Annotated in this window: 13 protein-coding genes, 1 tRNA gene and 1 pseudogene; 10 read left to right on the top strand and 5 right to left on the bottom strand. The window is 71.5% G+C overall.

Annotated features, from left to right (window positions below; translation table 11 throughout):
- Nucleotides 1-1059, top strand: a 1059-nt coding sequence (locus E1265_RS37205; protein ID WP_165953832.1) for a hypothetical protein, incomplete at its 5' end; no start/stop codon positions are given.
- Between the two features lie 25 nt (nucleotides 1060-1084).
- On the opposite strand, the gene E1265_RS21860 is transcribed toward E1265_RS37205, so the two are convergent.
- On the bottom strand, nucleotides 1085-2431 hold the full coding sequence (locus tag E1265_RS21860) for an MFS transporter (RefSeq protein WP_132932492.1): 1347 nt from the start codon (nucleotides 2429-2431) through the stop codon (nucleotides 1085-1087).
- Between the two features lie 198 nt (nucleotides 2432-2629).
- Here E1265_RS21860 and E1265_RS21855 point away from each other — a divergent pair, with 198 nt between their 5' ends.
- Nucleotides 2630-3388: a FadR/GntR family transcriptional regulator gene (locus tag E1265_RS21855; RefSeq protein ID WP_132932490.1), complete on the top strand. Its 759-nt coding sequence runs from the start codon at nucleotides 2630-2632 to the stop codon at nucleotides 3386-3388.
- Here E1265_RS21855 and E1265_RS21850 read toward each other — a convergent pair.
- Nucleotides 3352-4668 carry an L-fuconate dehydratase gene (locus E1265_RS21850; RefSeq protein WP_132932488.1) on the bottom strand — a complete coding sequence of 439 codons (1317 nt, stop codon included), beginning with the start codon at nucleotides 4666-4668 and terminating at the stop codon, nucleotides 3352-3354. The two genes, E1265_RS21855 and E1265_RS21850, sit on opposite strands and share 37 nt — an antisense overlap.
- 196 nt (nucleotides 4669-4864) lie before the next feature.
- Between E1265_RS21850 and E1265_RS21845 the strand changes: the two genes are divergently transcribed.
- Complete coding sequence (locus E1265_RS21845) at nucleotides 4865-5893, top strand: alcohol dehydrogenase catalytic domain-containing protein (RefSeq protein WP_243741000.1); 1029 nt, start codon at nucleotides 4865-4867, stop codon at nucleotides 5891-5893.
- Nucleotides 5890-6651, top strand: a complete 762-nt coding sequence (locus E1265_RS21840; RefSeq protein ID WP_132932485.1) for an SDR family oxidoreductase — start codon at nucleotides 5890-5892, stop codon at nucleotides 6649-6651. Before E1265_RS21845 ends, E1265_RS21840 begins: the two co-directional genes overlap by 4 nt.
- A gap of 25 nt (nucleotides 6652-6676) precedes the next feature.
- On the opposite strand, the gene E1265_RS21835 is transcribed toward E1265_RS21840, so the two are convergent.
- Complete coding sequence (locus E1265_RS21835) at nucleotides 6677-7282, bottom strand: histidine phosphatase family protein (RefSeq protein ID WP_132932483.1); 606 nt, start codon at nucleotides 7280-7282, stop codon at nucleotides 6677-6679.
- 177 nt (nucleotides 7283-7459) lie between these two features.
- Here E1265_RS21835 and E1265_RS21830 point away from each other — a divergent pair, with 177 nt between their 5' ends.
- The 3 genes from E1265_RS21830 (at nucleotide 7460) to E1265_RS21820 (ending at nucleotide 8908) form a co-directional block, all read left to right on the top strand.
- Nucleotides 7460-8356, top strand: coding sequence for a phosphatase PAP2 family protein (locus tag E1265_RS21830; RefSeq protein ID WP_132932481.1), 897 nt, complete (start codon nucleotides 7460-7462; stop codon nucleotides 8354-8356).
- A gap of 71 nt (nucleotides 8357-8427) precedes the next feature.
- On the top strand, nucleotides 8428-8784 hold the full coding sequence (locus E1265_RS21825) for a hypothetical protein (protein WP_132932480.1): 357 nt from the start codon (nucleotides 8428-8430) through the stop codon (nucleotides 8782-8784).
- A gap of 50 nt (nucleotides 8785-8834) precedes the next feature.
- Nucleotides 8835-8908: transfer RNA gene (locus E1265_RS21820), tRNA-Lys, on the top strand.
- Nucleotides 8909-9106: 198 nt separating this feature from the next.
- Here E1265_RS21820 and E1265_RS21815 read toward each other — a convergent pair.
- The gene (locus tag E1265_RS21815; RefSeq protein WP_132932478.1) at nucleotides 9107-9322 is read right to left on the bottom strand and encodes a hypothetical protein; all 216 of its coding nucleotides are present in this window, start codon (nucleotides 9320-9322) and stop codon (nucleotides 9107-9109) included.
- Between the two features lie 231 nt (nucleotides 9323-9553).
- On the opposite strand from E1265_RS21815, the gene E1265_RS21810 reads away from it, so the two are divergent.
- Together E1265_RS21810 and E1265_RS21805 are read left to right on the top strand one after the other, a co-directional pair.
- Nucleotides 9554-10024: an NUDIX domain-containing protein gene (locus E1265_RS21810; protein WP_132932476.1), complete on the top strand. Its 471-nt coding sequence runs from the start codon at nucleotides 9554-9556 to the stop codon at nucleotides 10022-10024.
- Nucleotides 10025-10086: 62 nt separating this feature from the next.
- Nucleotides 10087-11076 (top strand): annotated as a pseudogene (locus E1265_RS21805) (IS481 family transposase); the annotation flags it as partial.
- Nucleotides 11077-11240: 164 nt separating this feature from the next.
- On the opposite strand, the gene E1265_RS21800 reads toward E1265_RS21805, so the two are convergent.
- On the bottom strand, nucleotides 11241-12401 hold the full coding sequence (locus tag E1265_RS21800; RefSeq protein ID WP_132932496.1) for a M6 family metalloprotease domain-containing protein: 1161 nt from the start codon (nucleotides 12399-12401) through the stop codon (nucleotides 11241-11243).
- 548 nt (nucleotides 12402-12949) lie between these two features.
- On the opposite strand from E1265_RS21800, the gene E1265_RS21795 reads away from it, so the two are divergent.
- A partial coding sequence (locus E1265_RS21795; protein ID WP_243740998.1) for an EAL domain-containing protein occupies nucleotides 12950-14570 on the top strand: 1621 nt, incomplete at its 3' end.

Raw genomic sequence — 14570 nt, 5'->3', positions numbered from 1 at the left:
GCACACCCCACCCCGATCACCGACGACCCGGAGGAGGGCGACGTGCTGCGTCGCGCGTTCATGACCGGCGGTCCCGCCGCCGTGGCGAGCCTGACCACCCTGTCCCCCCTGTCCGCCGGCACCGCGGCGGCGGCCGCCGGCGGCCGACCCGGCGAGCACGAGGTGGCCGCGGTGCACCGGAAGGTCACCGACATCCGGCTCCTCGACGACAGACTCGGGGCCGACACGCTGTTCCGCATGGCGGAGGACGCCCTGCGCCTCGCCTACCAGTTGGTCGACACCGGCGCCCGCCGGGCCACCGTGCACGACCGGTTGCAGTCGGGCGCCGGCGAACTGGCCATCTCGGTGGGCTGGTTGGCCCATGATTCGGGCCGGCTCGCCGACGCGCGCTCGTACTACGCCGAGGCCCTGGCGACCGCCCGGGTCGGCGGCGACGCGGCGCTCGAGGCGCACGCGTTCTGCAACACCGCCTTCCTCGCCAGGGACGCGGGCTGCCCCCGGGAGGCCGTGCGGGCCGCGCAGGCCGGACAGCAGGCGGCCAGGGCGCTCGGCCTGCCGCACCTGACCGCGCTGCTCGCGCTGCGCGAGGCCAGCGGCTGGGCGGCGCTCGGCGACCGCGGCGGTTGCGAGGCGGCGCTCTCCCGCGCGCGGAGCGCCTTCGAGCGCGGCCACGGTTCGGCGGAGGCCGCGCCGGAGTGGATGTCCTTCTTCGGCGAGGCCGAGTTCGCCAGCCAGCAGGCGGGGTGCTGGGCGGTGCTCGGCCGGTGGGAGCGCGCCGCCGCCTGCTCGTCCGAGGCCGTGACGGCGGCGCTGCGGGAGCCGCACTTCGCGCGCAACATCGCGCTGTACTCGGTGGAGCACGCCGAGCACCTGGCGGCCTTCGACCGCCCGGAGGAGGCCGCCGCGCACGCCGGGCGCGCGGTCGACCTGCTCGGCCAGGTGCGGTCGGGTCGGATCAGGGCGATGCTCGACGCGCTGTCGGTGCGGCTGCGGCCGGCCCGCCGCGACCCGGCGGTGGCGGGCTTCCTCGACCGGCGCGCCGAGTGGACGGCCGGCTGACCGGGTCCTGCCTGGTCGGCGCGGCTCAGGTGCCGACCGGTTCCCGCGGGGCGCCGACCTCGTCCCCGGTCAGCCTGATCGGCTCGATCCTGCCCATGATCAGCAGGTAGTTGAGCGCGCCCACCAGGGCGATGCCGCCGATCACGAAGAGCGGGACGACGAACGAGCCGGTGGCGTCCACCAGCGCGCCGATCGCGATGGGCGACAGGATGCCGGCGAAGTTGGACGCGAAGTTCTGCAGGCCGCCGATGGAGCCGACGTGCCGGGAGCTCGGCGCGACGTCGCCGGGGAGGGACCAGATCCCGGTGCCGGCGACGGTCAGGCTGCCGTAGGCGAGCGAAAGGAGCGCCAGGGCCATCCACGCCTCGGGGACCAGCGCCGCGAACATGATCACCGAGCCGCCGACAAGGCCCCCGACGATCACCGTCTTGCGGACCCGCGTGACCGAGGCGCCGCGGCGGATCGCCCGGTCGGCGAGCAGTCCGCCGGTCCAGCCAGAGAGCACCGCGAAGATGCCGGGTATCGCCCCGAAGAAGCCGAGCTTCAGCAGGTCGAAGCCGCGCTCGTCGACCAGGTAGGACGGGAAGAACGTGATGAAGAAGTAGATCACCGAGTTGAGGCAGAAGAACCCGAACATCATGCTGAGCACGGTGCGGTAGCGGAAGAGCGAGCGCCACGGAATCCGCCGCGCGTCCTCGGCGTCGGTCTCTGCGGTGCGGGCGCCGCCGGCCTCCAGGTACTCGATCTCGGCGGCGTTGGCCTTCGGGTGCTGGCGCGGGTCGCGGTAGATCCGCCACCACACGACCGCCCAGACGATGCCGAAGGCGCCGATGATCAGGAAGACGGCGTGCCAGCTGAACACGGCGATGATGGCGGTGACGATCGGCAGCGCGATGACGGCGCCGACTCGGCTTCCCGAGTCCCAGACGCTGGTGGCGAAGCCGCGCTCCTGGGTGGGGAACCAGGTGGCCGTCACCTTGGCGGCCGAGCTCGGGGCCGGGCTCTCGCCGGCGCCGAGCAGGAAGCGGAAGGTGAGCAGCGACCAGAAGCCGCGGGCCAGCGAGGTGAGGGCCGTGAACACCGACCACCAGATCGCGGCCAACGTGAAGGAGCGTCGAGGGCCGACCTTGTCCACGTACCAGCCGGCCGCCAGCTGGCAGGCGTCGTAGGCCCAGAAGAACGCGGCGAACACCAGGCCCTCCTGGGTGGCGCTCAGCTCGAACTCCTCGCCCATGAAGGGCAGGGCCACGCTGAGGCTGGCCCGGTCGAGGTAGTTGATCGAGAGACCGACGAAGGCGACCCAGATGATCAGCCAGCGCACCCGCGTCGCCCCGATGGGCGGTCGCGCCGCCCGCTGCTGTGTCCCTGTCATCGTCGACTCCTTCGTCATTGTGCAAGACGTGCCAGCTGAAGCGGAATCATCTGATGACTAGCAGCCAGACGCAATAGTTACCACCAAGTAGTTACCGCATTAGAGGCACATTCGGGGCGGATTGGGGATGCCTTCGTCTGATGTTTTCTGGTTTTCGGGGCGCCAAGTCATCTGATGAATACGCTGTAGGCTGGGCGTGTGACAAGCGGTAACCAGGCTCGATCGCAGACCGACGTGGTGGTCGACGGCATCAAGCGCATGATCATGGGCGGCGAGTTGGCCGCCGGCGCCCGGCTGCCCGTTGAGAAGGACCTGGCGGCCCAGCTCGGGGTGTCGCGGAGCTCGCTGCGCGAGGGGGTGCGCGCGCTCACCATGACGGGGGTGCTCGAGACGCGGCAGGGCGCCGGCACCTACGTCACCGCGCTCGATCCGCGGATCCTGATGAGCCCGATGACCTTCCTCGCCGACCTCCAGCGTCCGGAGAGCGTGGTGGAGCTGCAGTCCGTCCGCCGGGTGCTCGAGGTGGAGGCCGCCGGGCGCGCGGCGCTGCGGATCTCCGACGCCGAGCTGGCCAGCGCAGAGGGGATCCTGGCCACGATGGACGAGTTGCTCAACGGCCCCGGCTCCCCCTCGCACGAGGCCGTCATGGAGGCGGACATCGCCTTCCACCGGGTGATCGCCGGCGCCTGCGGGAACGCGACGCTCGAGGCGCTGATCGAGGCCCTGGCCAGCCGCACCGTCCGGGCGCGGCTGTGGCGGGCCATCAACGAGGAGGGCACCGAGCTCGTCACCCACCGGGAGCACCGGGCGATCCTGGCCGCGCTGCGGTCACGGGACCCGGACGCGTCCCGGCTGCGGATGGGCGTGCACCTGCTCGCGGTCGAGCAGTACCTCACCGCGAGCCTGGGCTCCGGCGGGGCTCAGGCGCCCGACGGGCCGGTGACCCCGGCCCAGTAGGCGCCCGTCGGGAAGGTGTGGGTGGCCACGGACTCCTCGTGCATCTCCGCGCTGTAGCCGGGGCGGCTCGGCAGGATGTAGGCGCCGTTCTCGATGACACACGGGTCGACGAAGTGCTCGTGGAGGTGGTCGACGTACTCCGTCACCCGGTTCTCGAGCGATCCCGACACGGCGACGTAGTCGAAGATGGACAGGTGCTGCACCAGCTCGCACAGGCCCACGCCGCCGGCGTGCGGGCAGACCGGGACGCCGAACTTCCTCGCCATCAGGTAGACGGCGAGGATCTCGTTGACGCTGGCGAGCCGGGCCGCGTCGAGCTGGCAGTAGTCGATCGCCTCGGCCTGGAACATCTGCTTGAACAGGACGCGGTTCATGCCGTGTTCGCCGGTCGCCACGCCGATGGGCGCGACGGCCCTGCGGACCGCGGCGTGCCCGAGGACGTCGTCGGGGCTGGTGGGCTCCTCGATCCACAGCGGCTTGAACTCGGCCAGCGCGCCCACCCACTCGATGGCCTGGGGCACGTCCCAGACCTGGTTGGCGTCGATCATCAGATGGGCGTCGTCGCCGATGACCTCGCGGGCGATGCGCAGCCGGCGGACGTCGTCGTCGAGGCTGGCCCCGACCTTCAGCTTGACGTGCCGGTATCCGGCGTCCACCGCCTCCTGGCAGAGCCGCCGCAGCTTGTCGTCCGAGTAGCCGAGCCAGCCGGCGCTCGTGGTGTAGCAGGGGTAGCCGGTCCTGGCGAGCTCGGCGACGCGCTCCTCCCTGGTCGGGGCGAGCTCGGCCAGCAGGGCGACCGCCTCGTCCCGGGTCAACACGTCGGAGAGGTAGGTGAGGTCGGCGACGTCCACCAGCTCCTCCGGCGTCATGTCGACCAGCAGCCGCCACAGCGGCTTGCCGGCCACCCGCGCCGCGAGATCCCAAACGGCGTTCATCACGGCGGCCATCGCCAGGTGCTCGACGCCCTTCTCCGGGCCGAGCCAGCGCAGCTGCGAGTCGGACTTCAGGTGCCGGTAGACGCCGCCGAGGTCGGCCACGACCTCCTCGACGCTCATCCCGACCAGCGGCAGCCCCCGCTGCTCAGCGGCGAGCACGCAGACGTCGTTCCCGCGGCCGATGGTGAAGGTGAACCCGTATCCGGACAGCCGGGGGTCGTCGGTCCTGATGACGACGTAGGCGGCCGAGTAGTCGCCGTCCTTGTTCATGGCGTCGGAGCCGTCCTGGCTCAGGGACGTCGGGAACCGGACGTCGGTCGCCTGGACGCTGACGATGCGGGCCATCACTTCTCCACTCTGGCGTCGGTAAACGGTGCGACCAGCATAGGTCTGACGATTGAGCCCACACAAGGCGCCCACACCGCCATCCGCCCGGATCCATCGAAGACGATTCACTGATTCATCTGATGTATCGCCCTCCTCGTCGTGTACGCTGCCCGCTGGACGGACAACGTCGTACGCGAGGGGAGCCCATCCGGTGCTGACAGCCAACTACCTCGGGAGCCGCGAGATCGGCATCCGCGAGACCGAGCCCGAGCCACCCGGTCCAGGACAGGTGCGGATCGGCGTCGCCTACACCGGGATCTGCGGCACGGACCTCCACGTGCTGCACGGGAACATGGACGCCCGGGTGCGCGTGCCGGCGATCACCGGACACGAGATGAGCGGGGTGATCGACGCCCTCGGCGAGGGGGTCACCGACTGGCGCGTCGGCGACCACGTCACGGTCATGCCGCTCGAATGGGACGGCACCTGCCCCGCCTGCCTGGCCGGCAACGAGCACGTCTGCCAGAACCTCACCTTCATCGGCCTCGACTCCCCAGGCGCCCTGCAACGGCTGTGGAACGTCAGGGCCGACCACCTCGTCGCCCTGCCGAGGGAGCTGCCCCTCGACCACGCGGCGCTCACCGAACCCGTCGCGGTCGCCGTGCACGACGTGCGCCGCGCCGGGCTCGCCGCCGGCGACCGCGCGGTCGTCATCGGCGGCGGCCCGATCGGGGCGCTCATCGCCCTGGTCGCGCGCCACGCCGGCGCCGAGGTGGTGGTGGTCGAGATAGACGCCGGGCGGCGCGCGGCCGTCGCCGAGCTCGGCTTCGAGGTGCTCGACCCACGGGCCACCGACCAGGCCGCCTGGGTGACCGAGTGGACCGGCGGCGCCGGCGCCGACGTCGTCTTCGAGGTCTCGGGCGCCGCCGCGGCCGTCCTCGGCGCCACGGACCTGGTGAAGGTCCGCGGCACCCTCGTCGTCGTGGCCATCCACCCCGAGCCCCGGCCGGTGAACCTGCAGCGGGTGTTCTGGCGCGAGCTGCGGATCCTGGGCGCCCGCGTGTACCAGCGCGCCGACTTCGAGCGGGCCGTGGAACTGCTCGCCAACGGCGTGATCCCGGCCGACCGGATCATCAGCCGCGTCGAGCCCATCACCGAGACCGCACGGGCGTTCGCCACGCTGGAGGCCGGGCAGGCGATGAAGATCCTCATCGACGTGGCCGCGAAGGGAGCCGACGCGTGAGCGGTCAGCTGTTCGACCTCACCGGAACCACCGCGGTCGTCACCGGGGCGCGCCGCGGCATCGGTCTCGCCATGGCCGAGGCCCTGGCCGTGGCCGGCGCCGACATCATCGGCGTCAGCGCCTCGATGGAGCCCGACGGCGGCGAGGTCGCGCGCCGCGTGACGGCGGCCGGGCGCCGCTTCACCGGCCTGCGGGTGGACTTCGCCGACCGCGAGGCCGTCACCGAACTCGGCGCCCGGCTGGCCGGCGAGGGCGTCGACATCCTCGTCAACAACGCCGGCACCATCGAGCGCGCGCCGGCCGCCACGCATCCGCTGACGCTCTGGGACCACGTCATCGCGGTCAACCTCACCAGCCAGTTCGCGCTGACCCAGGCCGTCGGCGGGTCGATGCTGGAGCGCGGCCGCGGCAAGATCATCTTCACCGCCTCGCTGCTCAGCTTCCAGGGCGGCGTCAACGTGCCCGGCTACACCGCCTCGAAGTCCGCCATCGCCGGCCTGACCAAGGCGCTGGCCAACGAGTGGATGCCGCACGGCGTCAACGTCAACGCCATCGCGCCCGGGTACATCGCCACCGACAACACCCAGGCGCTCCAGGACGACCCGGTCCGCGCTCGGGCGATCCTGGACCGCATCCCCGCGGGCCGCTGGGGCGCCGCTGACGACCTGGGCGGCGCCGCCGTCTTCCTCGCCAGCCGGGCCGCCGACTACGTCTCGGGCGTCGTGCTGCCCGTCGACGGGGGCTGGCTCGGCCGGTGAGCGGACCGGTCGAGTCAGCCGCGGGTCAGCCGGCGGTCTCCAGGTGGCCGGTGTCGTTCCAGCGCTCGATGGCCGGCTCGCCGTAGGCCCAGGACAGCGCGCAGAGCGCGGCCGCGTCCAGCCGGAGCCGGGCCGCGAACCGCACGTCCTGGCCCAGCCAGCGGGCGGCGATCGCCCGCAGGACGTGGCCGTGCGCGAAGAGCACCGCGTCCGGCTCGGCCTCACGGGCCCAGGCGACGACGGCGTCGGCGCGCGCCGACAACCCGGCCATCGTCTCGCCGCCGGTGACGTCGTCGCGCCAGATCACCCAGTCCCCGCCGCGCCGGGCGCGGATCTCCTCGGTGGTCAGGCCCTCCTGGTCGCCGTAGTCCCACTCGCGCAGCGCGTCCCACTCGGTGGCGCGGTCGCCGAACCCGGCGAGTTCGCAGGTCTCCCTGGCTCGGGACAGCGGGCTGGTGCGCACCTCGGCGCCCGGCAGGCCGCGCCAGGGCGCCTGCTGCAGCCGGGCGCCGAGCGCCTTCGCCTGGGCACGGCCCTCGTCGAGCAGGGGCACATCGGTGTGGCCGGTGTGCCGCCCGGCCACCGACCAGGCGGTTCTTCCGTGCCGGACCAGCACGATGCGCGATGCCATGACCGTCCTCTCCGTCTGTCCCATCTGCCACTCATCATCCCGCACGCAACCATGGAGGGCTCCCCCGGCGTCCTTACCTCCGTGCTCCGGCTTACGGTGGTGTTCATCACAAGACCGTGAGTCGCCGAGAGCATGAACCCGACATGAAGGCAACGCGAGTGGGGAGTCTGAGTCCGCATGCCCCGTGACCGACCACGCTGGTGGACCGAGCTGCTGCTGATCGTGGTCGTCTACGGGGCCTACACCGTGGCCCGGCTGATGGCCCGCGGCGACGTGGGCACCGCGGTCGACAACGGCCTGCGCATCCTCCGCATGGAGAACGCGCTGTGGCTGCACCCCGAGGTCCCGCTCAACGAACTGTTCACGCAGGAGGCGTGGATCGGCGTCCCCTCGTCGTTCGCCTACGCCTCGCTGCACTACATCGTGACGCCGGCCATCCTGCTCTGGCTCTACCGCCGCCGGCCCCCGCACTACCGGCTGATGCGCACCTGGCTGCTGGTCTCCACGCTGCTCGGCCTGGTCGGCTTCACGCTGCTGCCCACCAGCCCGCCCCGGCTGCTGCCCGGCGACTACGGCTTCGTGGACAGCCTGGCGCAGTACGCCGCGTACGGCTGGTGGGCCGACGACGCGAGCGCGCCCAGCGGGATGGGCGACTTCACCAACCAGTACGCGGCGATGCCGAGCCTGCACGTCGGCTGGTCGCTGTGGTGCGGCGCCGCGCTGTGGCACTACGGCTCCCGCCACCCGCTGGTACGCGCGCTGGCCGTGGGGTACCCGCTGATGACCACCATGGTGGTCATGGGCACGGCCAACCACTACTTCACGGACGCCGTGGCCGGCGCCGGCGTGATGGTGCTCGGCCTGCTGCTCTCCCGCCCGCTGCTGCGGCTCGCGGACCACGTCAGGCGGCGGTTCGGCTGGTCGGACCCGGTGCCGGACGGCGTCGAGGGCGTCGTCCCGCCGCGGCCGCGCGACGGTCGGGCCGCCGAGTGGCTGCCCGAGCGCGAGCGGCTCGGCGGGGCGGCACGGCACAATGGAGCGGCGCGGCGGGAGCAGTTGGCCCCGCCGTCCTGAGACGGGCCCGGGCCGGACGGTCCGGCGAGCCCAGGCGAGGCCGGACAAGGCCAGGTAAGGAGAGCGTCCGCATGTCCGATTCCGGCAAGGCGCCCGAGCCGCCGCGGTACCGGCGCCCGGCGGCGTTGTTCTTCGAGCCGCCGGCCGAGCAGCCGGACGAGGAGCACTTCTTCGCGCTCGAGTCGATCAGCGAGCCCGGCGAGCTGCTCGACCGGGCGACCGAGCTGGCGGTGGCCTTCCAGGCCGCCGCCGACCGCTCGGTGGAGTTCCAGGCGATCGCCGCCGCCCGACTGGCCGATCCCAGGCGCTTCGACCGGCTGCCCGCGGCGGCCGTCGCGGAGCGCGCCGGGTGGACCGAGGACTACGCCGTCAAGATGATCGAGTTCGGTCGTGAGCTGCTGCGACGCCGTCCCGAGGGCGCTTCCTAACCGATTTTTGTTCCGTCGGATCGGGGTGCTAGAGTCTACGACGTCAGCAGGCGCCGCTAGCTCAGTTGGTTAGAGCAGCTGACTCTTAATCAGCGGGTCCGGGGTTCGAGTCCCTGGCGGCGCACCTGATGAGGAAGCCCCTCACCAGCCGGAAACGGCGGGTGAGGGGCTTCTCTGCTTCTTAAGGCCGGCTTTCATGATCGCTAGCTGGCCCACTGCTGGCCCGAGCGCTAAACGATCAAGCAGTGCCCGACTTCGGCGGCCGGGCGGGCAGTTCGTCAGTCTCGTGGGTGAGCCGGTAGCGGGCATCGTCATGCTCGGGTTACTCGTGGGCGGGGTGACAGCGGGGTGTGGCGGTGCAGTAGTAACCGCGTCCCTTGCAGTGCCAACAGCGGTGGGGGGCGGCGACGCCCTGGCCCCGGCCGTCGCTGGACACGTACAGCGTCTCCCGGACCTCGATCCGCGAACCGGTGCACGCCTGGCACTGCCGGTGCGGACCCGGGCACTCGATGCCCTCGTCAGCATCCGCGTCAGCCATCTACTGCTTCACCCATCCCGTGCCGTTGCACATGGCGCACTGCTGCTCTTCGTCCTCGGTGGGCACGTCGTCCTCGCCCCTTGAGTGGCGGGGTGCTAAGACGTACCCCTTCCCCTGACAGCTTCCGCACCGAACGTTACCGGCCATGTGCGCTCCTGTATGTCGATTCCAGTGATTGAGGGCATGCGCAGGTCTTGATCGACATTTCGAGCACCGCATAGCGTCAGGACGGTGGAAGCAACGCACCGGCCCGCCGCCCGGGTCATCTGCCTGGACGCTGCCCACCGCCTGCTGCTTCTGCACTGGCAGGATCCTTTCGACGGGACCTGGCTCTGGGAGCCGCCCGGTGGCGGCATCGAACCTGGCGAGACACCGCTGGTGGCGGCACGACGTGAACTGGCCGAGGAAACCGGACTCGACACGGCTGCCGTCCTTGACCGGTCGGTGCTCGTCGACCGTGATGTGCAGTGGAACGGCAAGCGGTACATCGGGACGGAGCATTTCTTCGTCGCTCAGTTTGCCGACGAGCAACCATCCCTGGTGCGGACCGGCCTGCTTTCCGACGAGCAGACCAACCTGGACACGCATGCCTGGATCGCGTGGTCGGATCTGGACTCGCTGCCGGACCAGGTTGAGCCGCCGCAGTTGCTGACCGTGCTCGGCGCCCTGGTGCCGGACGGCCCATGGCGTGATCGTGTATGAGGTGAGGTCACAGCGATTGTGTATTGATCACGAGCGTTGTTGACACTCGTTGGGGCTTGGTCATGGCGAAGACCTCCGATGTGGTGGAGCTGTCGAGGACTGCACCGCATGGAGGTCTTCGTGTCCCCCGTAATGCCCGGCTGACCGTTCATGGCAGGCGGCTGCTGGTCGAGCGGGTCCGTTCGGGTCGCCCTGTCGCCCATGTCGCCGCTGGGATGGGTGTCTCCCGGACGACCGCGCACGAGTGGGTGCGCAGGTTCGTTGCCGAGGACGAGGCCGGCCTGGCCGACCGTCCCAGCCGCCCGCGGACCACCCCGCACCGCACACCGGACGCTGTGGAGACGCGGGTGTGTGAGCTGCGCAGGACCCGCAAGCTCGGCCCGGCCGTGATCGGTCCGATCCTGGGCCTGCCCGCCTCGACCGTGCACCGGATCCTGGTCCGCCACGGCCTCCCGCCTGGCCTTCCTGGACCGGCCCACCGGCGCCGTGATCCGCCGCTACGAGCGTGAGCGGCCCGGTGAACTAGTCCATGTGCACGTCAAGAAGCTCGGCCGGATACCCGACGGCGGCGGCCACAGGGTCCTGGGCCGGCAAGCGGGACGCGCGGCGAAGACCGGTGTCGGCTTCGACTAGGTCCACTCCGCCGTCGACGACCACTCCGGACTGGTCTACAGCGAGGTGCTGCCGGACGAGAAGGCCGCCACCCGCGCCGCCTTCCTGCGACGAGCCGCCGCCTGGTTCGCAGGCGTGGGCATCGACCGCATCGAACGTGTCCTGACCGACAACGCCTGGTCCTACCGCAAAAGCACCCTGTGGAAGCAGAGCTTGGCCGACCTCGGCGCCACCGGCAAGCTCACCCGCGCCTACCGACCCCAGACCAACGGCAAAGTCGAACGCCTGAACCGGACCTACTGGATGAATGGGCCTACATTCGCCCCTATGGCAGCAACAGCGAACGAACCGCCGCCCTCAACGACTACCTCCACACCTACAACTACCATCGCCGCCACACCGCACTCGAAGGCCAACCCCCGATCACCCGCGTTAACAACCTCGCGGTCAACACACCTCGGCCCTGTTCGGGCGGGACGGGGTGGCCAAATGGGGGCGGCCGAGCGGCTCGTGGTTGAGGTGGTGCGGCTGATGACTCGGTCAGCTCGGCGACTCGCGTCATGCCGACGCGCCCAGGCCAGCCAAGGCCAGCGCTGCTCTTCGATCACTCCCGCACGATCTTGATGTCCCAGCCGCCGGTCGCCGTGCGGGCGCCGACCTCGACGCGGATGCCGGCCTCGGCGTCGTAGTAGCTCTCGCCGGTGGCGAGCGGGGCGTCGGCCAGCCTGGGGTGGACGGAGGCGGCGTGGCAGGCGCTGGTCTCCGGATGGCCGTCGAGCACCTCGATGGGCCCGTCGGCCGAGGCCACGTCGCTGCGCACCCGGTAGAGCAGCACGCCGTGGGTGCAGGTGGTGGCGTCGTTGCCCAGGGGGGCGCGGGCCTCGGCCACCAGCGCCTCCCTGGCCCCCGTGCGGACGACGGCGAGCCGGGTGTCGGTGCCGGGCGACGAGTGGTCGAGGGGCGCGGCCAGCGGCTGCAGGGTGTGCCGGGTGGTGCCGGGGCCGCGCACGCAGTCGACGTGGTCGGCGTCGAGCCAGCCGAGCTTCCACTTGTGCCAGCCGAAGAGATCCGGCGAGAGGCCGAACTGGCTGCCCATCAGGTCCCAGTCGCCGACATGGGTGTCCCAGTCGCCGTAGCCGTCCTCGGGGCGGTTGTAGAGGTCGGGCAGGTCGAAGACGTGCCCGGTCTCGTGGGCCAGCACGTTGCGGTCGGGCGGGCGCCTCTCGAAGACGGTGACGACCCGGCGGACGCTGGCGTCCCCGACGGTCATGGGGCGATCGAAGTTGACCACCTTGGTGGCGTCGGAGTCCACGCCGGGCGCGTCCGGATCGGCGACCAGGTAGACGACGTCGTAGTCGGCCAGCTCGACGTGGGGCGCGACGGCGCGCAGGGCGTCGCGGAGGTAGGCCGAGCGCCGGTCCGGCTCCCAGTCGCGCTGTATGGCGTAGGAGCGGGAGTCCTCCGGCATCTCGATCCACCCGTCCGTGACGGTGGCGCGCAGGTCGAGCCGGCCGTAGGAGGCGGCGCGGAAGTAGTCGGTGGTGGCCGGGAAGTATTCCTTGGCGATCAGGGCCGGGGTGACCTCGGGCCGGGCGTCGGGGAAGGAGAGGAAGAGCATCACGGCCCTCAGGACGCCGACCGGCCGCGGGTAGTCCTCGTTCCAGGTGTCGACGCCCTCCGAGTGGTGGATCGCGGAGCGCGGCAGGCCGCAGGGCTCGTCGGCGGCCGCGTCGGTGCCGGGTCCCGCCGTGAGCGTGGTGCCCATGAGGGCGGCCAGGGCGGTGAGCACGGCCGCCGGTCTGCGGTAGGCGCGGCGCACATCGACCTCCCATCGGGCAGAGCGGGATCGCTGCGGGAAACGGCGCGGGAACGACGCGGAGCGCTGCCCCCACTCTGTTCCGATTCAGGGGGAATTGGCCTGTTTCAGTAGGCCGCGCGGGTCAAGGGCAATACGATTACCCTGCGTATTCATCGTTCGTTAACGATCGGGAGCGCAAAGGCGCCGAGCAGAAACGATCAGCTTCTCGAAACTTTGTCGCAAGCACAGATTTCAGGAATCGAGACAGGCCCAGTGGGCACTGGCTCCAGCCGCTCCGCAGCCTCTATGATCGCCACATTTCCAGCGCGGATGCGCCAGCGGGCAGCCGGCGAGGGCCCGACAGCGGCATCCGCCAGGCGACCAGTCCCCTCCGGGAGCGATCGGTGAACGGACCCTCAAAAGGACCGGGCCAAGACCCCGAAGGCGGCCTCGGCGCGACCCCGACATCCTTCACGGAGAGTGAGCTTCTCCGGGACTATCGGGCGGCCTTCCGGATCGCCCAGCTGCCGATGGCGCTGGTGGGCAGATCCGGCCAGATCCTGGCGGCCAACCCGGCTCTCGGAGTGCTGCTCGGCGTCGACCCGGCCGCCCTCGCGGGCCAGCGCGCCGACGCCGTGACCGGGCTCGGCCTCGACGGCCGCACCCGGGGCTCGTACCACGCGGTGCTGCGCGGCCACCGCGACCGGATGCGCTGCACCAGGCGGCTCAAGCACGCCGACGGGCACACCCTGTGGGCCGAGGTCACCGTGTCACCCACCGGCGACGAGGACGGGCGGTCGGTGGCGCTGCTCGTGGTGCAGGACATCAGCGAGCGGCGCGACCTCCAGCAGCGGCTGCGGCACATCCAGATGCACGACCCGGTCACCCGGCTGCCCAACCGCGCGCTGTTCTTCGAGCGCCTCACCACCGCGCTCGCCGACTCGGCCACCGGCCGGATCGGCCTGTGCTACCTCGGCCTCGACGGGTTCAAGGCGATCAACGACACGCTCGGCCACCGGGTCGGCGACCAGTTGCTCGGCGCGGCGGCCCAGCGGCTCGCGCAGTGCGCGACGGGCGCCGGCGGGCACCTGGTGGCGCGGCTCGGCGGCGACGAGTTCGCGGTGCTTGTCGAGGGGTCGACCGGCACCGAGCAGCTGACCGGTCTCGCCGACGCCATGCTGACCGCCCTGCGGCCGCCGTTCGACCTGGGCGGCCAGCGGCTCGCCGTCTCCGCCAGCATCGGCGTCGTGGAGCGCAAGGCGGCCGGCACCACGGCCACCAACCTGATGCAGGCCGCCGACACCACGCTCTACTGGGCGAAGGCCGACGGCAAGGCCAGGTGGACGCTCTTCGATCCGGAGCGCAACGCGAACCGGATGACCAGGCAGTCGCTCTCCTCCACGCTCCGCCCGGCCGTCGAGCGCGGGGAGTTCACGCTGGAGTACCAGCCGATCGTGGGGCTCGCGGACGACGTCGTGCGCGGGGCCGAAGCGCTGGTGCGCTGGAACCACCCCCGGTTCGGCAAGCTGGGCCCCGACAAGTTCGTGGGCCTGGCCGAGGAGAACGGCGCGATCGTGCCGCTCGGCCGCTGGGTGCTACGGGAGGCCTGCCGGCAGGCCCGTCGCTGGCAGCTCGACCACCCGGGGGCGCCGCTGTTCGTCAGCGTCAACGTGGCGGTCAGGCAGGTCTGGGACTCGGACCTGGTGAGCGACGTGGCGGAGGCGCTCCAGGAGTCCGGGCTGCCGTCCGGGCTGCTGCAACTCGAGCTGACCGAGTCCGCCGTGATGGGCTCCGCCGGCCGCCCGCTCCAGGCCCTGCAGGCGCTCTCCGACATGGGCGTGCGGATCGCGATCGACGACTTCGGCACCGGCTACTCCAACCTCGCCTACCTCAGCCGCCTTCCGGTGCGGGCCCTCAAGCTGGACGGCATGTTCGTGCGCGGCTTCCGCACGGCCCGCCACCTCAACCCGGCCGACGAGACGATCGTGACCTCACTGGTCCAGCTCGCCCACAAGCTCGGCCTCACGGTGACCGCCGAGTGCGTGGAGGGCCCGGCCCAGGCCGAGCGCCTCCGCCGCATCGGCTGCGACACCGGCCAGGGCTGGCACTACGCCCGCCCCATGCCCCCCGCCGACC

It is taken from the genome of Streptomyces sp. 8K308 (assembly GCF_004348315.1).
Classification (GTDB): Bacteria; Actinomycetota; Actinomycetes; order Streptomycetales; family Streptomycetaceae; genus Streptomyces.
Note: the sequence above shows the minus strand (reverse complement) of the source record. Positions and strands in the feature narration are given on the sequence as shown.

Coding starts and splice junctions, on each gene's coding strand:
- E1265_RS21860 (WP_132932492.1), bottom strand. CDS start 2,431: ATGACAGGGACACAGCAGCGGGCGGCGCGACCGCCCATCGGGGCGACG.
- E1265_RS21850 (WP_132932488.1), bottom strand. CDS start 4,668: ATGGCCCGCATCGTCAGCGTCCAGGCGACCGACGTCCGGTTCCCGACG.
- E1265_RS21835 (WP_132932483.1), bottom strand. CDS start 7,282: ATGGCATCGCGCATCGTGCTGGTCCGGCACGGAAGAACCGCCTGGTCG.
- E1265_RS21830 (WP_132932481.1), top strand. CDS start 7,460: ATGCCCCGTGACCGACCACGCTGGTGGACCGAGCTGCTGCTGATCGTG.
- E1265_RS21825 (WP_132932480.1), top strand. CDS start 8,428: ATGTCCGATTCCGGCAAGGCGCCCGAGCCGCCGCGGTACCGGCGCCCG.
- E1265_RS21815 (WP_132932478.1), bottom strand. CDS start 9,322: ATGGCTGACGCGGATGCTGACGAGGGCATCGAGTGCCCGGGTCCGCAC.
- E1265_RS21800 (WP_132932496.1), bottom strand. CDS start 12,401: ATGGGCACCACGCTCACGGCGGGACCCGGCACCGACGCGGCCGCCGAC.